Annotated in this window: 18 protein-coding genes and 1 pseudogene; 9 read left to right on the top strand and 10 right to left on the bottom strand. The window is 70.7% G+C overall.

Features of this window, described 5'->3' with window-relative positions; translation table 11 throughout:
* Nucleotides 1–160 precede the first annotated feature (160 nt).
* The 3 genes from ACOBQB_RS33490 to ilvA all read right to left on the bottom strand — a co-directional run bounded on the left by ACOBQB_RS33490 (nucleotide 161) and on the right by ilvA (nucleotide 3,490).
* Nucleotides 161–1,018 carry an ABC transporter permease gene (locus ACOBQB_RS33490; protein ID WP_423597138.1) on the bottom strand — a complete coding sequence of 286 codons (858 nt, stop codon included), beginning with the start codon at nucleotides 1,016–1,018 and terminating at the stop codon, nucleotides 161–163.
* Between the two features lie 25 nt (nucleotides 1,019–1,043).
* On the bottom strand, nucleotides 1,044–2,024 hold the full coding sequence (locus ACOBQB_RS33485; RefSeq protein WP_423597136.1) for an ATP-binding cassette domain-containing protein: 981 nt from the start codon (nucleotides 2,022–2,024) through the stop codon (nucleotides 1,044–1,046).
* A gap of 236 nt (nucleotides 2,025–2,260) precedes the next feature.
* The gene (ilvA, locus tag ACOBQB_RS33480; protein ID WP_423597134.1) at nucleotides 2,261–3,490 is read right to left on the bottom strand and encodes a threonine ammonia-lyase; all 1,230 of its coding nucleotides are present in this window, start codon (nucleotides 3,488–3,490) and stop codon (nucleotides 2,261–2,263) included.
* A 155-nt stretch (nucleotides 3,491–3,645) separates the two neighbouring features.
* Between ilvA and ACOBQB_RS33475 the strand changes: the two genes are divergently transcribed.
* From ACOBQB_RS33475 to ACOBQB_RS33465, 3 genes are read left to right on the top strand one after another with little or no spacing between them, the layout of a single operon-like run.
* Nucleotides 3,646–4,164 (top strand): MarR family winged helix-turn-helix transcriptional regulator, encoded by a 519-nt coding sequence (locus ACOBQB_RS33475; RefSeq protein ID WP_230902477.1) that lies wholly within the window; start codon nucleotides 3,646–3,648, stop codon nucleotides 4,162–4,164.
* Between the two features lie 42 nt (nucleotides 4,165–4,206).
* Nucleotides 4,207–4,689 (top strand): sigma factor-like helix-turn-helix DNA-binding protein, encoded by a 483-nt coding sequence (locus tag ACOBQB_RS33470; protein ID WP_423597132.1) that lies wholly within the window; start codon nucleotides 4,207–4,209, stop codon nucleotides 4,687–4,689.
* A 37-nt stretch (nucleotides 4,690–4,726) separates the two neighbouring features.
* Nucleotides 4,727–4,981 carry a hypothetical protein gene (locus tag ACOBQB_RS33465; RefSeq protein WP_423597130.1) on the top strand — a complete coding sequence of 85 codons (255 nt, stop codon included), beginning with the start codon at nucleotides 4,727–4,729 and terminating at the stop codon, nucleotides 4,979–4,981.
* Between the two features lie 21 nt (nucleotides 4,982–5,002).
* Here the strand turns inward: ACOBQB_RS33465 and ACOBQB_RS33460 are convergent, their stop codons facing one another.
* Complete coding sequence (locus ACOBQB_RS33460; protein ID WP_423597128.1) at nucleotides 5,003–6,175, bottom strand: cystathionine gamma-synthase; 1,173 nt, start codon at nucleotides 6,173–6,175, stop codon at nucleotides 5,003–5,005.
* A gap of 101 nt (nucleotides 6,176–6,276) precedes the next feature.
* Here ACOBQB_RS33460 and ACOBQB_RS33455 point away from each other — a divergent pair.
* From ACOBQB_RS33455 to ACOBQB_RS33440, 4 genes and pseudogenes are all read left to right on the top strand, one after another.
* A pseudogene (locus ACOBQB_RS33455) lies at nucleotides 6,277–7,445 on the top strand (hypothetical protein).
* A 165-nt stretch (nucleotides 7,446–7,610) separates the two neighbouring features.
* Nucleotides 7,611–8,309, top strand: coding sequence for a peptide-methionine (S)-S-oxide reductase MsrA (gene msrA, locus ACOBQB_RS33450; RefSeq protein ID WP_423597126.1), 699 nt, complete (start codon nucleotides 7,611–7,613; stop codon nucleotides 8,307–8,309).
* Between the two features lie 592 nt (nucleotides 8,310–8,901).
* Complete coding sequence (locus tag ACOBQB_RS33445) at nucleotides 8,902–9,564, top strand: ClpP family protease (RefSeq protein WP_423597124.1); 663 nt, start codon at nucleotides 8,902–8,904, stop codon at nucleotides 9,562–9,564.
* 16 nt (nucleotides 9,565–9,580) lie between these two features.
* Nucleotides 9,581–10,189, top strand: a complete 609-nt coding sequence (locus ACOBQB_RS33440) for a ClpP family protease (RefSeq protein WP_423597122.1) — start codon at nucleotides 9,581–9,583, stop codon at nucleotides 10,187–10,189.
* Here the strand turns inward: ACOBQB_RS33440 and ACOBQB_RS33435 are convergent.
* Both ACOBQB_RS33435 and ACOBQB_RS33430 read right to left on the bottom strand, forming a co-directional pair.
* Entirely contained in the window at nucleotides 10,150–10,605 is a 456-nt protein-coding gene (locus tag ACOBQB_RS33435) for a helix-turn-helix domain-containing protein (RefSeq protein ID WP_423598933.1), read from the bottom strand. The two genes, ACOBQB_RS33440 and ACOBQB_RS33435, sit on opposite strands and share 40 nt — an antisense overlap.
* A 154-nt stretch (nucleotides 10,606–10,759) precedes the next feature.
* Nucleotides 10,760–11,764, bottom strand: coding sequence for a helix-turn-helix domain-containing protein (locus tag ACOBQB_RS33430; protein ID WP_423597120.1), 1,005 nt, complete (start codon nucleotides 11,762–11,764; stop codon nucleotides 10,760–10,762).
* A gap of 130 nt (nucleotides 11,765–11,894) precedes the next feature.
* On the opposite strand from ACOBQB_RS33430, the gene ACOBQB_RS33425 reads away from it, so the two are divergent.
* Nucleotides 11,895–12,947 (top strand): NAD(P)-dependent alcohol dehydrogenase, encoded by a 1,053-nt coding sequence (locus ACOBQB_RS33425; RefSeq protein ID WP_423597118.1) that lies wholly within the window; start codon nucleotides 11,895–11,897, stop codon nucleotides 12,945–12,947.
* A gap of 196 nt (nucleotides 12,948–13,143) precedes the next feature.
* Nucleotides 13,144–13,530 carry a VOC family protein gene (locus ACOBQB_RS33420; protein ID WP_423597116.1) on the top strand — a complete coding sequence of 129 codons (387 nt, stop codon included), beginning with the start codon at nucleotides 13,144–13,146 and terminating at the stop codon, nucleotides 13,528–13,530.
* On the opposite strand, the gene ACOBQB_RS33415 is transcribed toward ACOBQB_RS33420, so the two are convergent.
* The 4 genes from ACOBQB_RS33415 to ACOBQB_RS33400 form a co-directional block, all read right to left on the bottom strand.
* On the bottom strand, nucleotides 13,512–14,333 hold the full coding sequence (locus tag ACOBQB_RS33415; RefSeq protein WP_423597114.1) for an alpha/beta fold hydrolase: 822 nt from the start codon (nucleotides 14,331–14,333) through the stop codon (nucleotides 13,512–13,514). The two genes, ACOBQB_RS33420 and ACOBQB_RS33415, sit on opposite strands and share 19 nt — an antisense overlap.
* Nucleotides 14,334–14,339: 6 nt before the next feature.
* A complete protein-coding gene (locus ACOBQB_RS33410) occupies nucleotides 14,340–14,795 on the bottom strand; it encodes an ASCH domain-containing protein (protein WP_423597112.1) in 456 nt (151 codons plus the stop codon).
* Between the two features lie 265 nt (nucleotides 14,796–15,060).
* On the bottom strand, nucleotides 15,061–15,420 hold the full coding sequence (locus tag ACOBQB_RS33405) for a hypothetical protein (protein WP_423597110.1): 360 nt from the start codon (nucleotides 15,418–15,420) through the stop codon (nucleotides 15,061–15,063).
* Nucleotides 15,421–15,571: 151 nt separating this feature from the next.
* Nucleotides 15,572–16,090: a hypothetical protein gene (locus ACOBQB_RS33400; protein WP_423597108.1), complete on the bottom strand. Its 519-nt coding sequence runs from the start codon at nucleotides 16,088–16,090 to the stop codon at nucleotides 15,572–15,574.
* Between the last annotated feature and the right edge of the window lie 4 nt (nucleotides 16,091–16,094).

Here is a 16,094-nt window from a genome sequence, read left to right as displayed (position 1 = left end):
ACAGGAATTGACAATTACTCAACCGATCACGTCCTACTTAACTGATCTTTCTCAGCTTGCGGGCTCTGGCCATCGCATCGCAGATACGACAGAACCCGCACAAGGCGGCTGATGGCCCTGTGCGGGTTCTTGGGGTCGCTATGCGGCTTCGGCGGGATGATCAACCGTCTGCCCGACGGTACTTGCGGACCGCGAGGGTACGGAAGACCACCAGGATCAACAGTGACCACAGGACCGACGCGAGCACCGGGTGCTGCATGGGCCAGGCGTCCGGGGTCTTGAAACCGGGCGGCAGGTTGCCGAACAGCTCACGGCAGGCTTGGACCGTGGTGCTGAACGGGTTCCACTCGGCGATGTGCCGGAAGACCGTGGGCAGGTTGTTGGAGTCCACGAAGGCGTTCGAGATGAACGTCAGCGGGAACAGCCAGATCAGCCCGCCCGAGGTCGCTGCTTCCGGGGTGCGGACCGAGAGGCCGATGAGCGCGCCGATCCACGAGAACGCGTAACCGAGCAGGAGCAGCAAGCCGAAGCCCGCGAGCACCTTGCCGAAGTTCTCGTGCGTGCGCCAGCCGATGAGCAGGGCGACGCCCGCGAGCACTACGAGGGTCAGCGCGGTCTGTACGAGGTCGGCCATCGTTCGGCCGGTGAGGACCGCGCCGCGCGCCATCGGCAGCGAACGGAAGCGGTCGATGAGGCCCTTGTGCATGTCGTCTGCGATGCCCGCGCCCGCTCCGGCCGTGGCGAACGTGACCGTCTGGGCGAAGATGCCCGCCATCAGAAACTCGCGGTAGTCCTGCTGGGAGAGCGAGCCGCCAACCTGGATGGACCCTCCGAAGACGTACGTGAACAGCACCACGAACATGATCGGCTGAATGAGCCCAAACAGGACCATCTCAGGAATTCGGGACATCCGAATCAAGTTCCTGCGGGCAACGACCACGGAGTCTCTGATCGACTGGCCGACGCCGCCATCAGGCCGTGGCGCCGTCACCTGCCCATTGTCAGTGATGGCGCTCACCGCTCCTGCTCCTTCCAAAGGGTGCTCACTTGCCGGCCTCCTTCGTGCCGTTGCCCTCGTCCGTCAGTTCGGCGGCGTGGCCGGTGAGGGAGATGAAGACGTCGTCGAGGGTCGGGCGGCGCAGGCCGATGTCGTCGATCTCGATGCCGCGGACGTCCAGCTCGCGGATGACCTCGGCGAGGAGCTTGGCGCCGCCGGTGACGGGCACGGTCAGCTTGCGCGTGTGCTCGGCGACGGCGACATCGCCCTTGCCGAAGCCGCGCAGCACCTCGGCGGCCGTGGTGATGTGGCCGTGCTCGTGCACCACGACCTCCACGCGCTCGCCGCCGGTCCTCGCCTTGAGCTGGTCGGAGGTGCCGCGGGCGATGACCCGGCCGTGGTCGACGACGCAGATGTCGTGCGCCAGATGGTCGGCCTCTTCGAGGTACTGGGTGGTCAGCAGGAGCGTCGTACCCCCTGCGACGAGTTCCTGGATGACCTCCCACAGTTGCTGGCGGTTGCGCGGGTCGAGGCCGGTGGTGGGCTCGTCCATGAACATCACGGGCGGCGACACGACGAGCGCGGCCGCGAGGTCCAGGCGGCGGCGCATGCCTCCGGAGTACGTCTTGGAGGGGCGGTCGGCGGCGTCCGCGAGGTTGAACCGGTCGAGCAGTTCGCCCGCCCTGGCCTTGGCCTCCTTGGCCCGCATCTGGTACAGCCTGCCGACCATCTGGAGGTTCTCGCGGCCCGTCAAGTACTCGTCGACGGCGGCGAACTGGCCGGACAGGCCGATCGAACGGCGCACCTCGTCGGGGTGCTTGAGGACGTCGATCCCCGCGACGACGGCCCTGCCGCTGTCGGGTGTCAGGAGCGTCGTGAGGCAGCGGACCGCCGTCGTCTTCCCCGCGCCGTTCGGGCCGAGGAGGCCGAGCACGGTGCCTTCAGGGACATCCAGATCGACGCCGTCCAGGGCTCGTACGTCACCGAAGGTCTTCACCAGGCCTTCGGCGTAGATGGCGCCTGGCATATGGGTTCTCCCAGTGGTTTGGGTGACTTCCTGGAGAAAAGCCTAGATTTGCCGGGCGCGGCATGCCCGGCGATCAGCGATACGCGACTCACCATAACGCGATACATCGCGTCGGCGCAGCTGTTTTTCGCGAAGTCGTCCGGCCCGGCGCGCACGACCTCGCGCAGGCGGCGTGAAGGCGGCGCGCAGTGCGTGCGCAGGCCGCGTGAAGGCAGCGCACGGCCGCGCCCAGGCGGTCAGCCGATGATCGTGTAGCCCGCGTCGCGCAGCGCCGCGGCCACCTCGGCGCAGTGCTCGGGCCCCTTCGTCTCCAGGTGCAGCTCGACCTCCGCCTCCGTGAGGCCGAGGCGCGGGTCGGTGCGTACGTGGCTGATGTCGAGGACGTTGGCGTCGACCACGGTCAGCTCGCCGAGGAGCGTGGCGAGGGCGCCGGGCCGGTCCGTCAGGCGCAGCCGCAGCGAGAGGTAGCGGCCCGCCGCCGCCATGCCCTGGCGCAGGATGCGCTGCATCAGGAGCGGGTCGACGTTGCCGCCCGAGAGCAGGGCGACCACCGGGCCCTCGAACGACTCGGGCTTGCTCAGCAGGGCCGCGACGGGGCTGGCGCCCGCCGGTTCGACGACCATCTTGGCGCGCTCCAGGCACAGCAGCAGGGCGCTGGACAGCTCGTCCTCGGAGACCGTCACGACGTCGTCGACCAGATCTTCGATCAGCTGAAACGGTACGTCGCCGGGGCGCCCCACCTTGATGCCGTCGGCCATGGTCGCGGGGTTGTCGATCGACACCGGGTGCCCGGCGGCCAGCGAGGGCGGGTACGCCGCGGACCCCGCCGCCTGCACGCCGACCACCCGCACGTCCGGACGCAGCGCCTTGACCGCCACCGCGATGCCCGCCACGAGGCCACCGCCCCCGACGCCGACGACGAGGGTGCGCACCTCGGGGCACTGCTCCAGGATCTCCAGGCCGACCGTGCCCTGCCCCGCGATGATGTCGGGGTGGTCGAAGGGGTGGATGAACACCGCGCCCGTCTCGCGCGCGTACTCCTGCGCGGCGGCCAGCGTCTCGTCGACGACCTGTCCGTGCAGGCGCACTTCGGCGCCGTACTCCCTGGTCGCCGCGACCTTGGGCAGCGGCGCGCCGACCGGCATGAACACTGTGGAGCGCACGCCGAGCAGTGAGGACGCCAGCGCCACGCCCTGCGCGTGGTTGCCCGCGCTGGCGGCGACGACGCCCGCGGCGCGCTCCTCGGGGAGCAGGCCCGCGATCCGTACGTACGCCCCGCGCAGCTTGAACGAGCCGGTGCGCTGGAGGTTCTCGCACTTGAGGTGCACCGGGGCGCCGACCAGCTGTGACAGGTGCCTGCTGCCCTCGATCGCCGTCATCCGCGCCACTCCGGAGAGCATCTTCCGCGCGCCGCGCACGTCGTCGAGGGTGACCGTCGGCAGGGAGTGAGGCGTGCGGTAATTCATGTCTCAAGTCTTGCAGTCCGGGCCCGGGCGCTCCTGAGGTGACCAAGGGACGAGACCGTTATGCGCGTAGGTTTGCGCAGCGCAGGTACGGTCCACGCCGAGGCCGCGTACCCTGTCCCCAACCCACCGCCCTCGCATGAAGTGAGCCCCCGGCCATGCCCACAACTCCGGACATGACGACCGCCAGTGATCCCGGCCTCCTCGACAGCCTGCAGCACCAGGTGGCGGTCTTCGCCCGCCGTGCGGAGCAGACCCGTCTCGGTGGCGTAGGCCAGGTCCGCAACTCCATGGACCGCGCCGCGTACCTGCTGCTCAACCGCCTCGACAAGGAAGGCCCGATGGGCGTCAAGGCGCTCGCCGCGAGCATGGGCATCGACTCCTCGACGGTCACCCGGCAGGTCGCCCCGCTGGTCGACACCGGTCTCGTCAAGCGCACCTCGCACCCGGAGGACGGCCGTGCCGTGGTGCTCCAGCTGTCGCCGCGCGGCCAGGCCCGGCTCGACGAGGTGCGTTCCTCGCGCCGCGAGCTGATGGCCGAGCTGACGCAGGACTGGGCGCCGGAGGAGCGCGAGAGCTTCTGCACGCTCCTCACGCGCTTCAATTCCGCCCTCTCGGCGCGCCAGACGTCCCACACGGCGCCCGGCGGTGAGGTTCCGGCCACTCCGGAGTCTTGACCCCGGCCGCGCCTCTGGCCTCATATGAGACCGGGAGGCGCGGTGCGAGAACGGCAGGCGTTCCAGGACGCCCGCCGTGCCCGGGAGTTCGAGGCGTTCGTCGCGGGCGCGGCAGGCAGGCTCCTGCATGCCGCGACGCTGCTCACCGCCGAGCCTCCCCAGGACAACCCACGCGCGCGTGCCCTGCTGACCGCCGCCCTCGCGCACACGTACGCGACGTGGGACCGGCTGCGCGGCGAGGACCCCTACGACCGCGCCCGCCAGCAGGTCGCCCTGCGTTTCGCGCGCGGCGCGTGGCGCCGCCACCGCGGCCACGGCGGGGTGCTTGAGCGGCTCGGCCCCCAGGAGCGGCTGATCCTGGTGCTCCGGATGTACGAGGGGGTGGGCGAGGAGCAGACGGCGGCGCTCCTCGGGCTGCCCGCCGAGCGGGTCTCGGCGATCTGCGCCCGCGCGATGGCGAGGGTCCTGCACCCGCCACGCGGCCCGGCGCCGGCGCGGACGCTGAGCGGGGCGGTGCCGTCATGAGCGGGCCCCGGGCCCTCATGAGCCCGGCGGTGCCGTCATGAGCCAGTACGAGCGCAAGGAGAGCGCCGTGCGGCGGCTCCTGGAGGAGGCGCGGACCGCCGCCGTCCCGCCGGAGCTCTTCGAGGAGGCGGTGCGGCGGGGCGGACGGTCGTTGCGGCGGCGCAGGGCGCTGCGGCGGTTCCTGTGGCTGGCGCTGCTGGCCGCCGCCCTGGCGTTCACGGTGTGGGCGTGCGCCGCCCGGCCCTGGGTGGAGCCGCCGTCGGACACGACTCCACCCCTGACACGCTGGTGACGGGCTGATTCCGCCGTGCTTCTAGCCCAGCGCCTGCTGGAGATCGGCGAGCAGGTCGTCGGCCGCCTCGATGCCCACCGAGAGGCGTACGAGGTCCGCGGGGACCTCCAGGGCCGAGCCCGCCACCGAGGCGTGCGTCATGCGGCCGGGGTGCTCGATGAGGGACTCCACGCCGCCCAGGGACTCGCCGAGGGTGAAGAGCTTGGCGCGGTTGCAGACCTCGACGGCCGCCTCCTCGCCGCCCTCGACCTGGAAGGAGACCATGCCGCCGAACGCCTTCATCTGCTTGGCGGCGATCTCGTGGCCGGGGTGCTCCGGAAGGCCCGGGTAGAGGACGCGCGTCACGCGCGCGTGCCGGGTCAGCATGTCGGTGACCTTGGTGGCGTTCTCGCTGTGCCGGTCCATGCGCACCGCGAGGGTCTTGATGCCGCGCAGCACCAGCCACGCGTCGAAGGGCCCGGCGACGGCACCCATGGCGTTCTGGTGGTAGGCCAGCTCCTCGCCCAGCGCCTCGTCGTTGACGACGAGCGCGCCGCCGACGACGTCCGAGTGGCCGCCCATGTACTTCGTCATGGAGTGCACGACGACGTCGGCGCCGAGCGCGAGCGGCTGCTGGAGGTAGGGGCTCGCGAAGGTGTTGTCGACGACGAGGCGGGCCCCGGACTCGCGGGCGATCTGCGCGACGGCCGCGATGTCGGTGATGCCGAGCAGCGGGTTGGAGGGCGTCTCCACCCAGATCGCCTTCGTACGGTCGGTCACGGCGGCGCGGACCGCTTCGGGGTCGGAGGTGTCGGCCACGGACCACTCCACGCCCCACCGCGAGACGACCTTGGCGAAGAGGCGGAACGTACCGCCGTACGCGTCGTTCGGGATGACCACGTGGTCGCCCGGGGCGAGCAGCGCGCGGAGGAGGCAGTCCTCGGCGGCGAGGCCGGACGCGAAGGCGAGACCGCGGCGGCCGCCTTCCAGGGCGGCGAGGTTCTCCTCCAGGGCGGTTCGGGTCGGGTTCGCGCTGCGGCTGTACTCGTAGCCGCCGCGCAGGCCGCCTACGCCGTCCTGCTTGTAGGTCGAAACCTGGTAGATGGGCGGGACGACGGCGCCGGTGAGCGGGTCGGCCGTGTTGCCGGCGTGGATCGCCACGGTCTCGAAGCTCTGCGTGCTGGGCGTGCTGGGCGTGCTGTGCAAGTCACTCATACGGCCTGAGCGTAGTGTGCGCGAGGGCCGTCGCGCCTGGTCGGTCCCGGTACGTCCGGGCAGGTTGGCCAATTGTCGGACCCGTCTGGTTCGCTTGTGTCATGGAGATTCTCTGGTTCCTGTTCGCGGTGGTCCTGATCGGTGCGGTCCTCGGGCCCGTGCTGCTGCGCAGGCGCGGCGGAATCCGGCAGGTGGCGCCCGGCTCACCGGACGCCGCGGACCCGGCGGACTACGGCTTCCTGCGCCAGGAGGAGCTGGACATCCGCATGCCGGGGGCGGACGCCGATCTCCTCGAAGTGCTCGACCTCGTGCAGCGCACGCAGGGGTGGAAGGCCGCCTCCCAGCTCCTCGCGGGCACCGAGACGCACGGCGAGCTGCGCTGGCAGCGCGTGCAGGCCTTCGCGGGCGCGGCCTCGCTGGAGCTCCAGCAGCGGCCGGGTGCACAAGAGGGGCAGCGCGAAGCGCTTCAGCCAGGGGTGGTGGCCGGGAGACGGGGGGCGACAGCCCCGGTGGGCAGTGGCTGCGGGTGTGGCGGGCCGAGGCGCCGAAGGACGCGGGCGGCGCCGCGGTGCACGCGGAGTTCCTGGTCCAGCAGGCGTGGCGGACCGCCGCCCAGGGGACGGACGAGTTCCGGATCATCCTGGAGGAGGCCAGGGAGGCGTGCGCGCAGGCGGCGTTGCTGGCACCGGGTGACCCGATCCCGTACATCATCGAACTGTCGATCGCCCGCGGACTCGCATATCCGCGTGCGGAGTTCGAGCAGCTGTGGCTGAAGATCCTGGACCGCGCGCCCGCGCACATGGGCGCCCATCTGGCGGCGCTGCACTACTGGTGCGAGAAGTGGCACGGCTCGCGCGACCTCGCGTACAGCTTCGCGGAGGCGGCCGCGGCCCGCGCGCCGCGCGCCTCCCTCCTCGCGGCGCTCCCGCTCTTCGCCGTGTACGAACACATGCCCGAGGTCAATCTGGTCCGCGGCTTCTATCAGAGCGAGGTCGTCACCAAGGCCGTCGAGGGCGCCCTGTTTGCGGTGCACGCGGCGCGCCCCGACGACCCGATGCTGGCGCATGTCCGCCACCTCCTGGTGCTCTTCCTGGTCCACTGCGAGCGGTGGGCGGAGGCCATGAACCAGCTGGTGCATGTGGACGGCCACGTCGGGGCCCTGCCCTGGACCCTGACGCCCGACCCGGCCGAGAGCTACGCGCTGTACCGCGCGCTGGCGGTCGCCGGGTACGAGGCGAACGGCGGAAGTCCGGCGACGCTGCCGCACTGACCGGTGGCGACGCCGCCGTGGCCGGGCCGCCCGGAATGCCGGGGCCGGTCCACACGTTCCCCTGATGACGCCCCTTCTGATGACGCCCCCGCTGATGAGGCGCCTGCTGATGACGCCCCCGCTAACGACGACGCCCTTGTCAGGTCCCGCACGAGGAGAGACCCCATGATCTTCGGCCGCACGCCCGAGCTCCCCACCCCCGAGCAGGCCCTGAAGGGCCGGGCGACCCCGGAATTCGAGGTGCCCGCGCGCCACACGGTCCTCGGCAACCCGCTGCTCGGCCCCTACCCCGAGGGCCTGGACGTCGCGGACTTCGCGCTGGGCTGTTTCTGGGGCGCGGAGCGCAAGTTCTGGCAGACGGAGGGCGTCTGGACGACGTATGTCGGCTACCAGGGTGGTTACACCGAGAACCCCTCCTACGAAGAGGTCTGCTCCGGCCTGACGGGCCACACGGAGGCGGTCCGCGTCGTCTTCGACCCGAAGCGCGTCTCGTACGCCTCCCTCCTGAAGCTCTTCTGGGAGTCCCACAACCCCACGCAGGGCTTCCGCCAGGGCAACGACGTCGGTACGCAGTACCGCTCGGCGATCTACACGCACTCCCCCGAGCAGGAGGCCGGCGCGAAGGCGTCCCTGGAGGCCTATCAGCAGGTGCTGACGGCCGCGGGCCACGGCATGATCACGACGACGGTCCTGCCCGCCGACAACAAGCCCTTCTGGCCGGCCGAGCCGTACCACCAGCAGTACCTGGACAAGAACCCCGACGGCTACTGCGGCATCGGCGGCACGGGCGCCCTCCTGGACACCCCGTCGGAAACGAACTGGGGACGAGCTTGCCCGACGGGCATCGCCCCGGCCGGTAGCTGAGGGTCCCGGTCCAGCACCCCTCTGTGCGGCTGGAACCCGTCTTGCCCGGGGCCTCAGGGTTGCCCCTCCGAGGCCCTGAGTGGGTGGCGTGCCGTACAGGCTCTCCATCTCGCTGAGGGCCGCCTCCAAGGCCGTGAGTCGGGTCTCGATCGGCGTGCCGTCCTTCACGTGCTCCTGGCACTGTCTGAGCACGGACTCCAGGACCTCAGCCTGGCCTCATAAAAGGCGACGTAGTCCGCCATCGCCGTCCGCAACGGATGGGCCGTGCTCCCTGATCACCTCCGATGTCCCCAATCCGGCAGGCTGTACCCCGCGGCGACGAGCAGGCCCCTCACCGCCTCACGTGCCACGACGGAGACGACCTGCCGCGTGCGGCGATCACCTGTCGCGTGCACCGCGCACCTGTTGCCTGCACCGTGTCGGCAGCGTGCTGAGGCCCACTGACAACACCCACGCCCTCAAGAGCGGCCGCTGCCGCCCCTCTGCCCTCAGCGAATCTGCCCCCAGCCGATATGTCGGACAGCCGTGTCCGCGGCGGGCAACAGTGGGGGTACGGCGCGGCGTTGGGGCCGCGGTACTTCTGGGAGGTTCTATGTCAGTGCTCGACAGTGGATGGGAGGCGGGGACGCGGTCGGCGCGGGCCGGGGACGGGGAGAGTGCCCCGTCGCGGTTCGACGACCATCTCGCCGCACAACTGCTCAACCAGCGCATCGTGTTCCTCGGGACGCAGGTCGACGAGGTGTCCGCCAACCGCGTCTGCGCGCAGATGCTGCTGCTGTCGGCCGAGGACCCGAAGACCGACATCAGTCTGTACATCAACAGCCCCGGCGGGTCCGTCACCGCCGGGCTCGCCATCTACGACACCATGCGGCTCATCCCGAACGACGTCTCCACGCTCGCCATGGGGTTCGCCGCCAGCATGGGGCAGTTCCTGCTGAGCGTGGGCACGCACGGCAAGCGGTTCGCGCTGCCCAACGCGCGGATCATGATGCATCAGCCGTCGGCGGGCATCGGCGGCACCACCGCCGACATCGCCATCCAGGCGGAGAACCTGGAGTTCACGAAGAAGGCCGTCGAGCGGATCACCGCCGAGCACACCGGCCAGAGCGAGGAGACGATCTCGCGCGACGGGGACCGCGACCGGTGGTTCACCGCCGAACAGGCCAAGGAGTACGGGATGGTCGACCGCGTGGTCGAGTCCCTGGAGGACGTGCGGCCCGCCGGGTCGAAGCGGCGCATCGGGCTCGGGATCTGAGGGAGGGACGGACGTCATGAGTCAGTACACGATTCCCACCGTCGTCGAACGCACCCCGCAGGGTGAGCGCGCCTACGACATCTACAGCCGGCTGCTCTCCGAGCGCATCATCTTCCTCGGGACGGAGATCGACGACGGGGTGGCCAACGCCGTCATCGCGCAACTGCTCCACCTGGAGTCGTCCGCCCCGGAGCGCGAGGTCGCCCTCTACATCAACTCGCCCGGCGGCTCCTTCACCTCGCTCATGGCCATCTACGACACCATGAGCTTCATCACCGCCCCCATCTCCACCTTCTGCGTGGGACAGGCCGCCTCCACCGCCGCCGTGCTCCTCGCCGGGGGCGACCCCGGCCGGCGGTTCATCCTCGACCACGCGCGCGTGCTGCTCGGGCAGCCCGCGAGCCGCGGCCGGCAGGGGACGGTGTCCGATCTCGCCCTGGAGGCACAGGAGATGCTGCGGATCCGCTCCCAGGTGGAGGAGGTGCTGTCCCGGCACACGCGCCACGACGTCGCCACCCTGCGCGCCGACATGGACCGCGACAAGGTCTTCACCGCGCAGGAGGCGGTCGCGTACGGGCTGGCCGATCAGGTGCTCAGCAGGCGGGCCGTGCCCGTGGCTGCTTGAGGCCGACCGTGCCCGCGGCTGCTTGCGGCCCAACCGGCCCGGCGCTCATGCCGCCAGGCGCACATCGCCCCGGTACGCCGACCTGGCCGGCCTCGCACGGGGAGGCCGGCCAGGCGGCCCTGCGCCAGCGACAGCAGGTCCGTCAGGCTCAGGCCGAGCGCGTGGGCCGCGGCCGCGAGGACCTCGGACGAGGCCTCCTTGCGGCCGCGCTCCAGCTCGGAGAGGTAGGGCATGGAGATCCGGGCGGCCTCGGCCACGTCCTTGAGCGTGCGCTCCTGCGCGAGGCGCTCGCCGCGCAGGACGTCCCCGACGACGTCACGCCACAGGGGCTCCTTGGCCGCGGGGCCGGGCTCCCGCGCCGGGTCCGGCACCGCCCTGACCGGGCGCAGGGGGATCACGCGGGCGTCGTTCGGCATCTGCCGCTCTTGGCTGCTCACCCCCTCAGCCTAGGAGGGAACCCGGCCGCCGGGCAGGGCGGAACGTTCCGCCGCCCGCGAAATCCCGTACGGAGCAAGCCTCCTCGGCTGCCGCTCCACGCCGCCGCCCCACGCTGCTTCGCGCCGCTGCGCGCTACTTCGCTCCCGACCCCACCGACGACGCGTCCTTGCCCCAGCTCGCCAGCAGCCGCAGGCCCTGCGCCGACGCCGAGCCCGGCTCCGCGTGGTACATCACCAGCGACTGGTCGCAGTCGTCCGGCAGCCGCAACGTCTCGTAGGAGAGGGTCAGTTCGCCCACCAGCGGGTGGCGCATGCGCTTGACGCCGTGACCCTTCTCCTTCACGTCGTGCGTGGCCCACAGCCGCCTGAAGTCCTCGCTCTTCACGGACAGTTCACCGACGAGGGCGGACAGCTCCGGGTCGTTGGGGTAGCAGCCCGCGTCCATGCGGAGGAAGCTGACGATGTCGGAGGCCTTCTGCTCCCAGTCGACGAAGAGGTCGGGCGAGCGGGCGTCGAGGAAGCAGATCCGGGCCCAGTTGCGGTCCTTGGGGTCGAGGTCGCCCCAGTCGCCGAAGAGGGCCGCCGCGGGCGCGTTCCAGCCGAGGATGTCCGAGCGGCGCCCGACGACGTACGCGGGCACGCCCTCGATGGAGTCGAGCAGCGCCTGGAGCGCGGGCCGCATGTGCTGCCGGCGCGTGGCGCGCTTCTTCTTCAGCGCCTTCGGCTTCGCGAGGTGCGTGAGGTGGGCGTGCTCGGCGTCGGACAGGCGCAGGGCGCGCGCGATGGCGTCGAGCACCTCACCGGAGACGTTGCGGCCGTTGCCCTGCTCCAGGCGCGTGTAGTACGCGACGGAGACCCCCGCGAGCTGCGCGAGCTCCTCGCGGCGCAGCCCGGGCACCCGGCGGTGGCGGCCGAAGCTGGGCAGTCCGACGTCCTGCGGCTGGAGCCGGGCCCGGCGCGAGCGCAGGAACTCGCTCAGCTCGGCCCGCCCGTCGAGCGGCCTGCTCTGCGCGCTCGACGCCGCACTCCGCGCGCTCGGCACGCCCTGCGAACCGTGCGGACCCGGGGGGCCCGGGGAGCCCTGCGGACCCTGCGGACCCTGCGGCTGAGGGGCCGCGCCCTCGGCGGTGTCGTCCATGCGTTCCATTATCCCGGGCCGCCCCGACGGTCGTACGCCCCTGAGCCTGTCCCCGCCAGTAGCAGGACCGCTGGACGTAGGCAGAACGGGTGTCTGGGTGACGTCGCAGGTCATGGGCAGTGTCGTAGCCATGACTGAGCAGATCACCACCGTTTCCGCCTACGCCGCTCCCGCCCCCGACGCACCCCTGGAGCGGACCACGGTCCCGCGCCGCGCCGTCGGCGAGTTCGACGTCCTGATCGACATCAAGTACGCCGGGATCTGCCACTCGGACATCCACCAGGCCCGTGACGGCTGGGGCGAGGGCATCTTCCCGATGGTGCCCGGCCACGAGATCGCCGGAGTCGTGACCGAGGTCGGACGGGGAGTCACCAAGTTCGCCGTGGGCGACCGCGTCGGCGTCGGCTGCATGGTCGACTCCTGCCGGGAGTGCGAGAACTGCCGGGCAGGTCTGGAGCAGTACTGCCTGAACGGCAACGTCCCGACGTACAACGGCCTCGGCAAGGACGGCGAGCCGACCTACGGCGGCTACTCCACGCACATCGTCGTCGACGAGGCGTACACCGTGCGCATCCCGGACGGGCTCCCGCTGGACGTGGCCGCGCCGCTGCTGTGCGCCGGCATCACCACGTACTCCCCGCTCAAGCGCTGGCACGCGGGCCCCGGCAAGAAGATCGCCGTGGTGGGCCTCGGCGGCCTCGGCCACATGGCCGTCAAGATCGCGCACGCCATGGGCGCCGAGGTGACCGTCCTGTCGCAGTCCCTGCGCAAGAAGGCCGACGGCGAGCGGCTCGGCGCCGATCACTACTACGCGACCGGCGACGAGGCCACCTTCGAGCAGCTGGCGGGGTCCTTCGACGTGATCCTCTCCACGGTCTCGGCGCCGCTGCCGCTGGACAAGTACCTGGGGCTGCTGCGCACCGAGGGCGCCTTCGTGAACGTCGGCGCGCCCGAGGAGCCCGTCTCCCTCAACCTCTTCTCCGTGATCGGCGGCGGCAGGACCCTCGCCGGTTCCATGATCGGCGGCATCCGGGAGACGCAGGAGATGCTGGACTTCTGCGCGGAGCACCAGCTCGGCTCCGAGATCGAACTGATCCGCGCCGACCAGATCAACGAGGCGTACGAGCGGGTCCTGGCCAGCGATGTGCGCTACCGCTTCGTGATCGACGCGGCGACGATCTGAGGGTCCTCGACGCTCGCTGCGACAAACGGTCCTCGTGGCCGGAAAACGCCTCGGTCGCGGGGCCTGGTCCGCAGGACGCGGCAGAACCGGGACCCGTGACCGATCCGGGCGCCCTGTGTCCCGGCCTAGCGTGGTTCGTGTCAGCGCAGGACCACGGGGGTTCCGGCGGGACTCCGGCAGACAGGGAGGTCACACGATGTCCATCGAGTTGAACCACACGATCGTCGCGGCCACGGACAAGAAGGCGTCGGCGCGGTTCCTCGCCGACATCCTGGGGCTCGAAGTGGGCCCGCAGTACGGCCCCTTCGCCCCCGTGGAGATTCCCAACGGCGTCACCCTCGACTTCTACGACGGCGGTGACGGTCCGGTCGTGCCGCAGCACTACGCCTTCCTGGTCTCCGAGGACGAGTTCGACGCGATCTTCGGGCGGATCAAGGAGCGGGGCCTGGCCTACTGGGCCGACCCGTACCACCACCGCGCGGGCGAGATCAACACGAACGACGGCGGCCGGGGCGTCTACTGGGACGACCCCGACGGGCACAAGCTGGAGATCCTCACCAGGCCCTACGGCAGCGGCGCCTGAGGCGGGGCGGCCCCGGCCAGGAACGCGAGCACCGGCTCTGTCGCCACGTCCGCGAACTCCTCGAAGTACGCGTGCCGGGCGCCCGGGACGAGAAACGTCCTGGCGTCCGGGATGCGGCCGGCGAGCAGCGGCGCGTTGGCGGCCGGGTTGAACGCGTCGTCCGTGCCGTGCACGACGAGCGTCGGCGCCGTGATGCGGGGCAGCGCGTCCCACGCGTCGTGGCGGGCGCTGGCCCGCAGATGGCGGCGGCGGGCGTGGGCGGGCATGGTCGGGTCGCCGAGGGTGTGGAACTCCCGCCCCGGGTGCTCACGCTCCTGCTCGGCGAGCCAGGCCGGGGTGTACATCAGCTCCAGCAGAGCGCGGCGCGCGGCGTCCGGATCGGTCTGGCTCAGGGCCGCCCGGACCTCGGGGCCGCGCTCGACGCCGTGCGGGGCCCCCGGCGACGTACAGCCGAGGACGAGGCGGCCGACGCGATCCGGACGGTCGGCGGCCAGCAACTGCGCGATGCGGCCGCCCATCGAGGTGCCGTAGACGTGGGCGCGGTCGATGCCCGCGTGGTCGAGGACCGCGACGACGTCACGGGCGAAGCCGGGTGTGCTGTACGTGTCGCTTTCCGGGCGGCTGCTCTCCCCGGTGCCGCGGTGGTCGAGTACGACGGTGGCGAAGCGCGCGGCGAAGTCGTCGCGCACGCAGTCCCACCAGTGGTGGTTGTTGGCCTGTCCGGCGAGCAGCACCAGCGGTTCGCCCGTGCCGTGCAGTTGGTAGTGGATCGCGGCGCCGTCGGCCGCTTCGGCGAAGGGCACGGCCGGTCACTCCCCGCGCAGGTCGGCGACGAGGCGGAAGCGCTCCAGGACGAGTTCGGTGCCGTCGTCGACGGTGAACGTCTCGTCGCCGAGCGCGGCGCGCAGCTCGGCGCCGTGCCAGAAGCTCTCGTGCCCCGCCCGCCAGGCGGCGACGGTCGTGTACCCCTCGCCCTCGTCCACGGCGTGGGCGAGGGCCACGTCGGCCAGCGGTACGACCCGTACCTCTGTCGTCTCGATGACGGCCACGGGCCGGTCGCCGGAGTCGACGACGACCGCGCGTTCACCGGCCGCCGGGAGCGGGTCGCCGCCGCGCTCGTAATCGGCCAGGAGGCCCGTCGTCGACGTCTTGGAGCCGTCCAGGATCGCCGCCACGAGCCGGTCGCGCAGCGGTCCGGGGAAGGCGAACTCCGCTCTGGGGAACGAGGCGTGGCCGCTCGGGCCGTCCTGCGGTGACGTGGTCATGGGAGCACGGTAGTGGCGCCGCCCGGCTCACTCCTGGGGCGGGCGGGACGCGCCCCGGTCCCCCAGCGCCTGGAGCACGGGGCGGAGCGCGCGGCCTCGTCGACTGGGAGATCGGCGACGGCATGGTGTACACCGCCACGGAAGCAGCACGACGCGGCGTCGAAAGATACTGGCGACACGTGATCGACAGTCCCTTCGGCGCCGCGCCGCGGTCAACGTGACTCTTCGAACGCGCGACGACGGTCCCAAGGGGCGGGGAGCCTATTCAGCAGTTGGACGCACTGGTGGTCGCCCAACGCACCGAGACGATGCCGCTCTCCTGGTAATCGGTGTCAACAGGGGTGTCGCTGCCACATATGACCCAGTCACGGGAGTAGCTGCCGATTTTTGTGGTGAGAAGCGTCGCGCCGTCGCTGAGCGACTTGTCACGCAGTGTTCCGACAAGTCGGATACGACCGTCGTCCCATGTGCACTTCTTCAAACTGCCAGTGACCTTTACGTGGGTTACAGATTGCTCACAGGCTCCTGTGGTGCTCTGCGCTACGGCAGGTGCAGCCGCAAAGGCGAAGGTGACGGTCGAGAGGGAGGCCGCCATGGCAAACACAGCGGTACGGAAACGTCTCATGGAACTCCTCATATGCACGGAGGAAGAAGCCGTCGAGGGCCGAGGCCGACAAGCCTGCGAAGTCTTCCTTTTGTATGACCGGGATGGCGGGGCTCCCGCCCCCTGGAAATGGCCAGGAGCCCAGCCGATCAGCATTGACCCTCAAGAGCAACTATTCGGTCACCTTGAGTTCGACCTCGCAATCCAACGTCTGGGTGTAGACCTCACCGTCCTGCTTGTAGGTGAAGCTGCACTTTCGAGCGGAGTCCTTCGGTGGCGCGACGATCTGCAGCTCTGCCAGGTAGAAGATTTCACTTTCCTTCCCGGCCGCGACTTGCACCGAATCCGTCGCATAGTTCTTCAGCTTCTCGAAGTCAGGTGTATGGGGCCCGTCTTTCTTCGTGAGAACCGGCAGCCCCTGTGTGTCTTCAATATCGTATGCACGATATCCGAGCGTTTTCATTCCGGCGGGGATGTGCTCGACTGCGACTTCCGTTATCTCGATAGGCTTCGTGGAGGTGTTGTACGGCACCGGAAGCGCGAAGTACCACACCTCCCCGACGCGGGCATGCTTGTTGCCCACAACACCGCTCGACTGGGCACCGTCAGTCCCAAGAGCCGTTCCCCGCCTGGGCTGGTCTGCCTGCGTACTCGACGAGCAGCCAGTCAGCGCGAGTGCAGCCGCAAGCATCAGC

The organism is Streptomyces sp. G5(2025) (genome assembly GCF_049542075.1).
Taxonomy (GTDB): domain Bacteria; phylum Actinomycetota; class Actinomycetes; order Streptomycetales; family Streptomycetaceae; genus Streptomyces.
The sequence above is the reverse complement of the archived record's forward strand: the minus strand, read 5'-3'. Positions and strand labels throughout refer to the sequence as shown.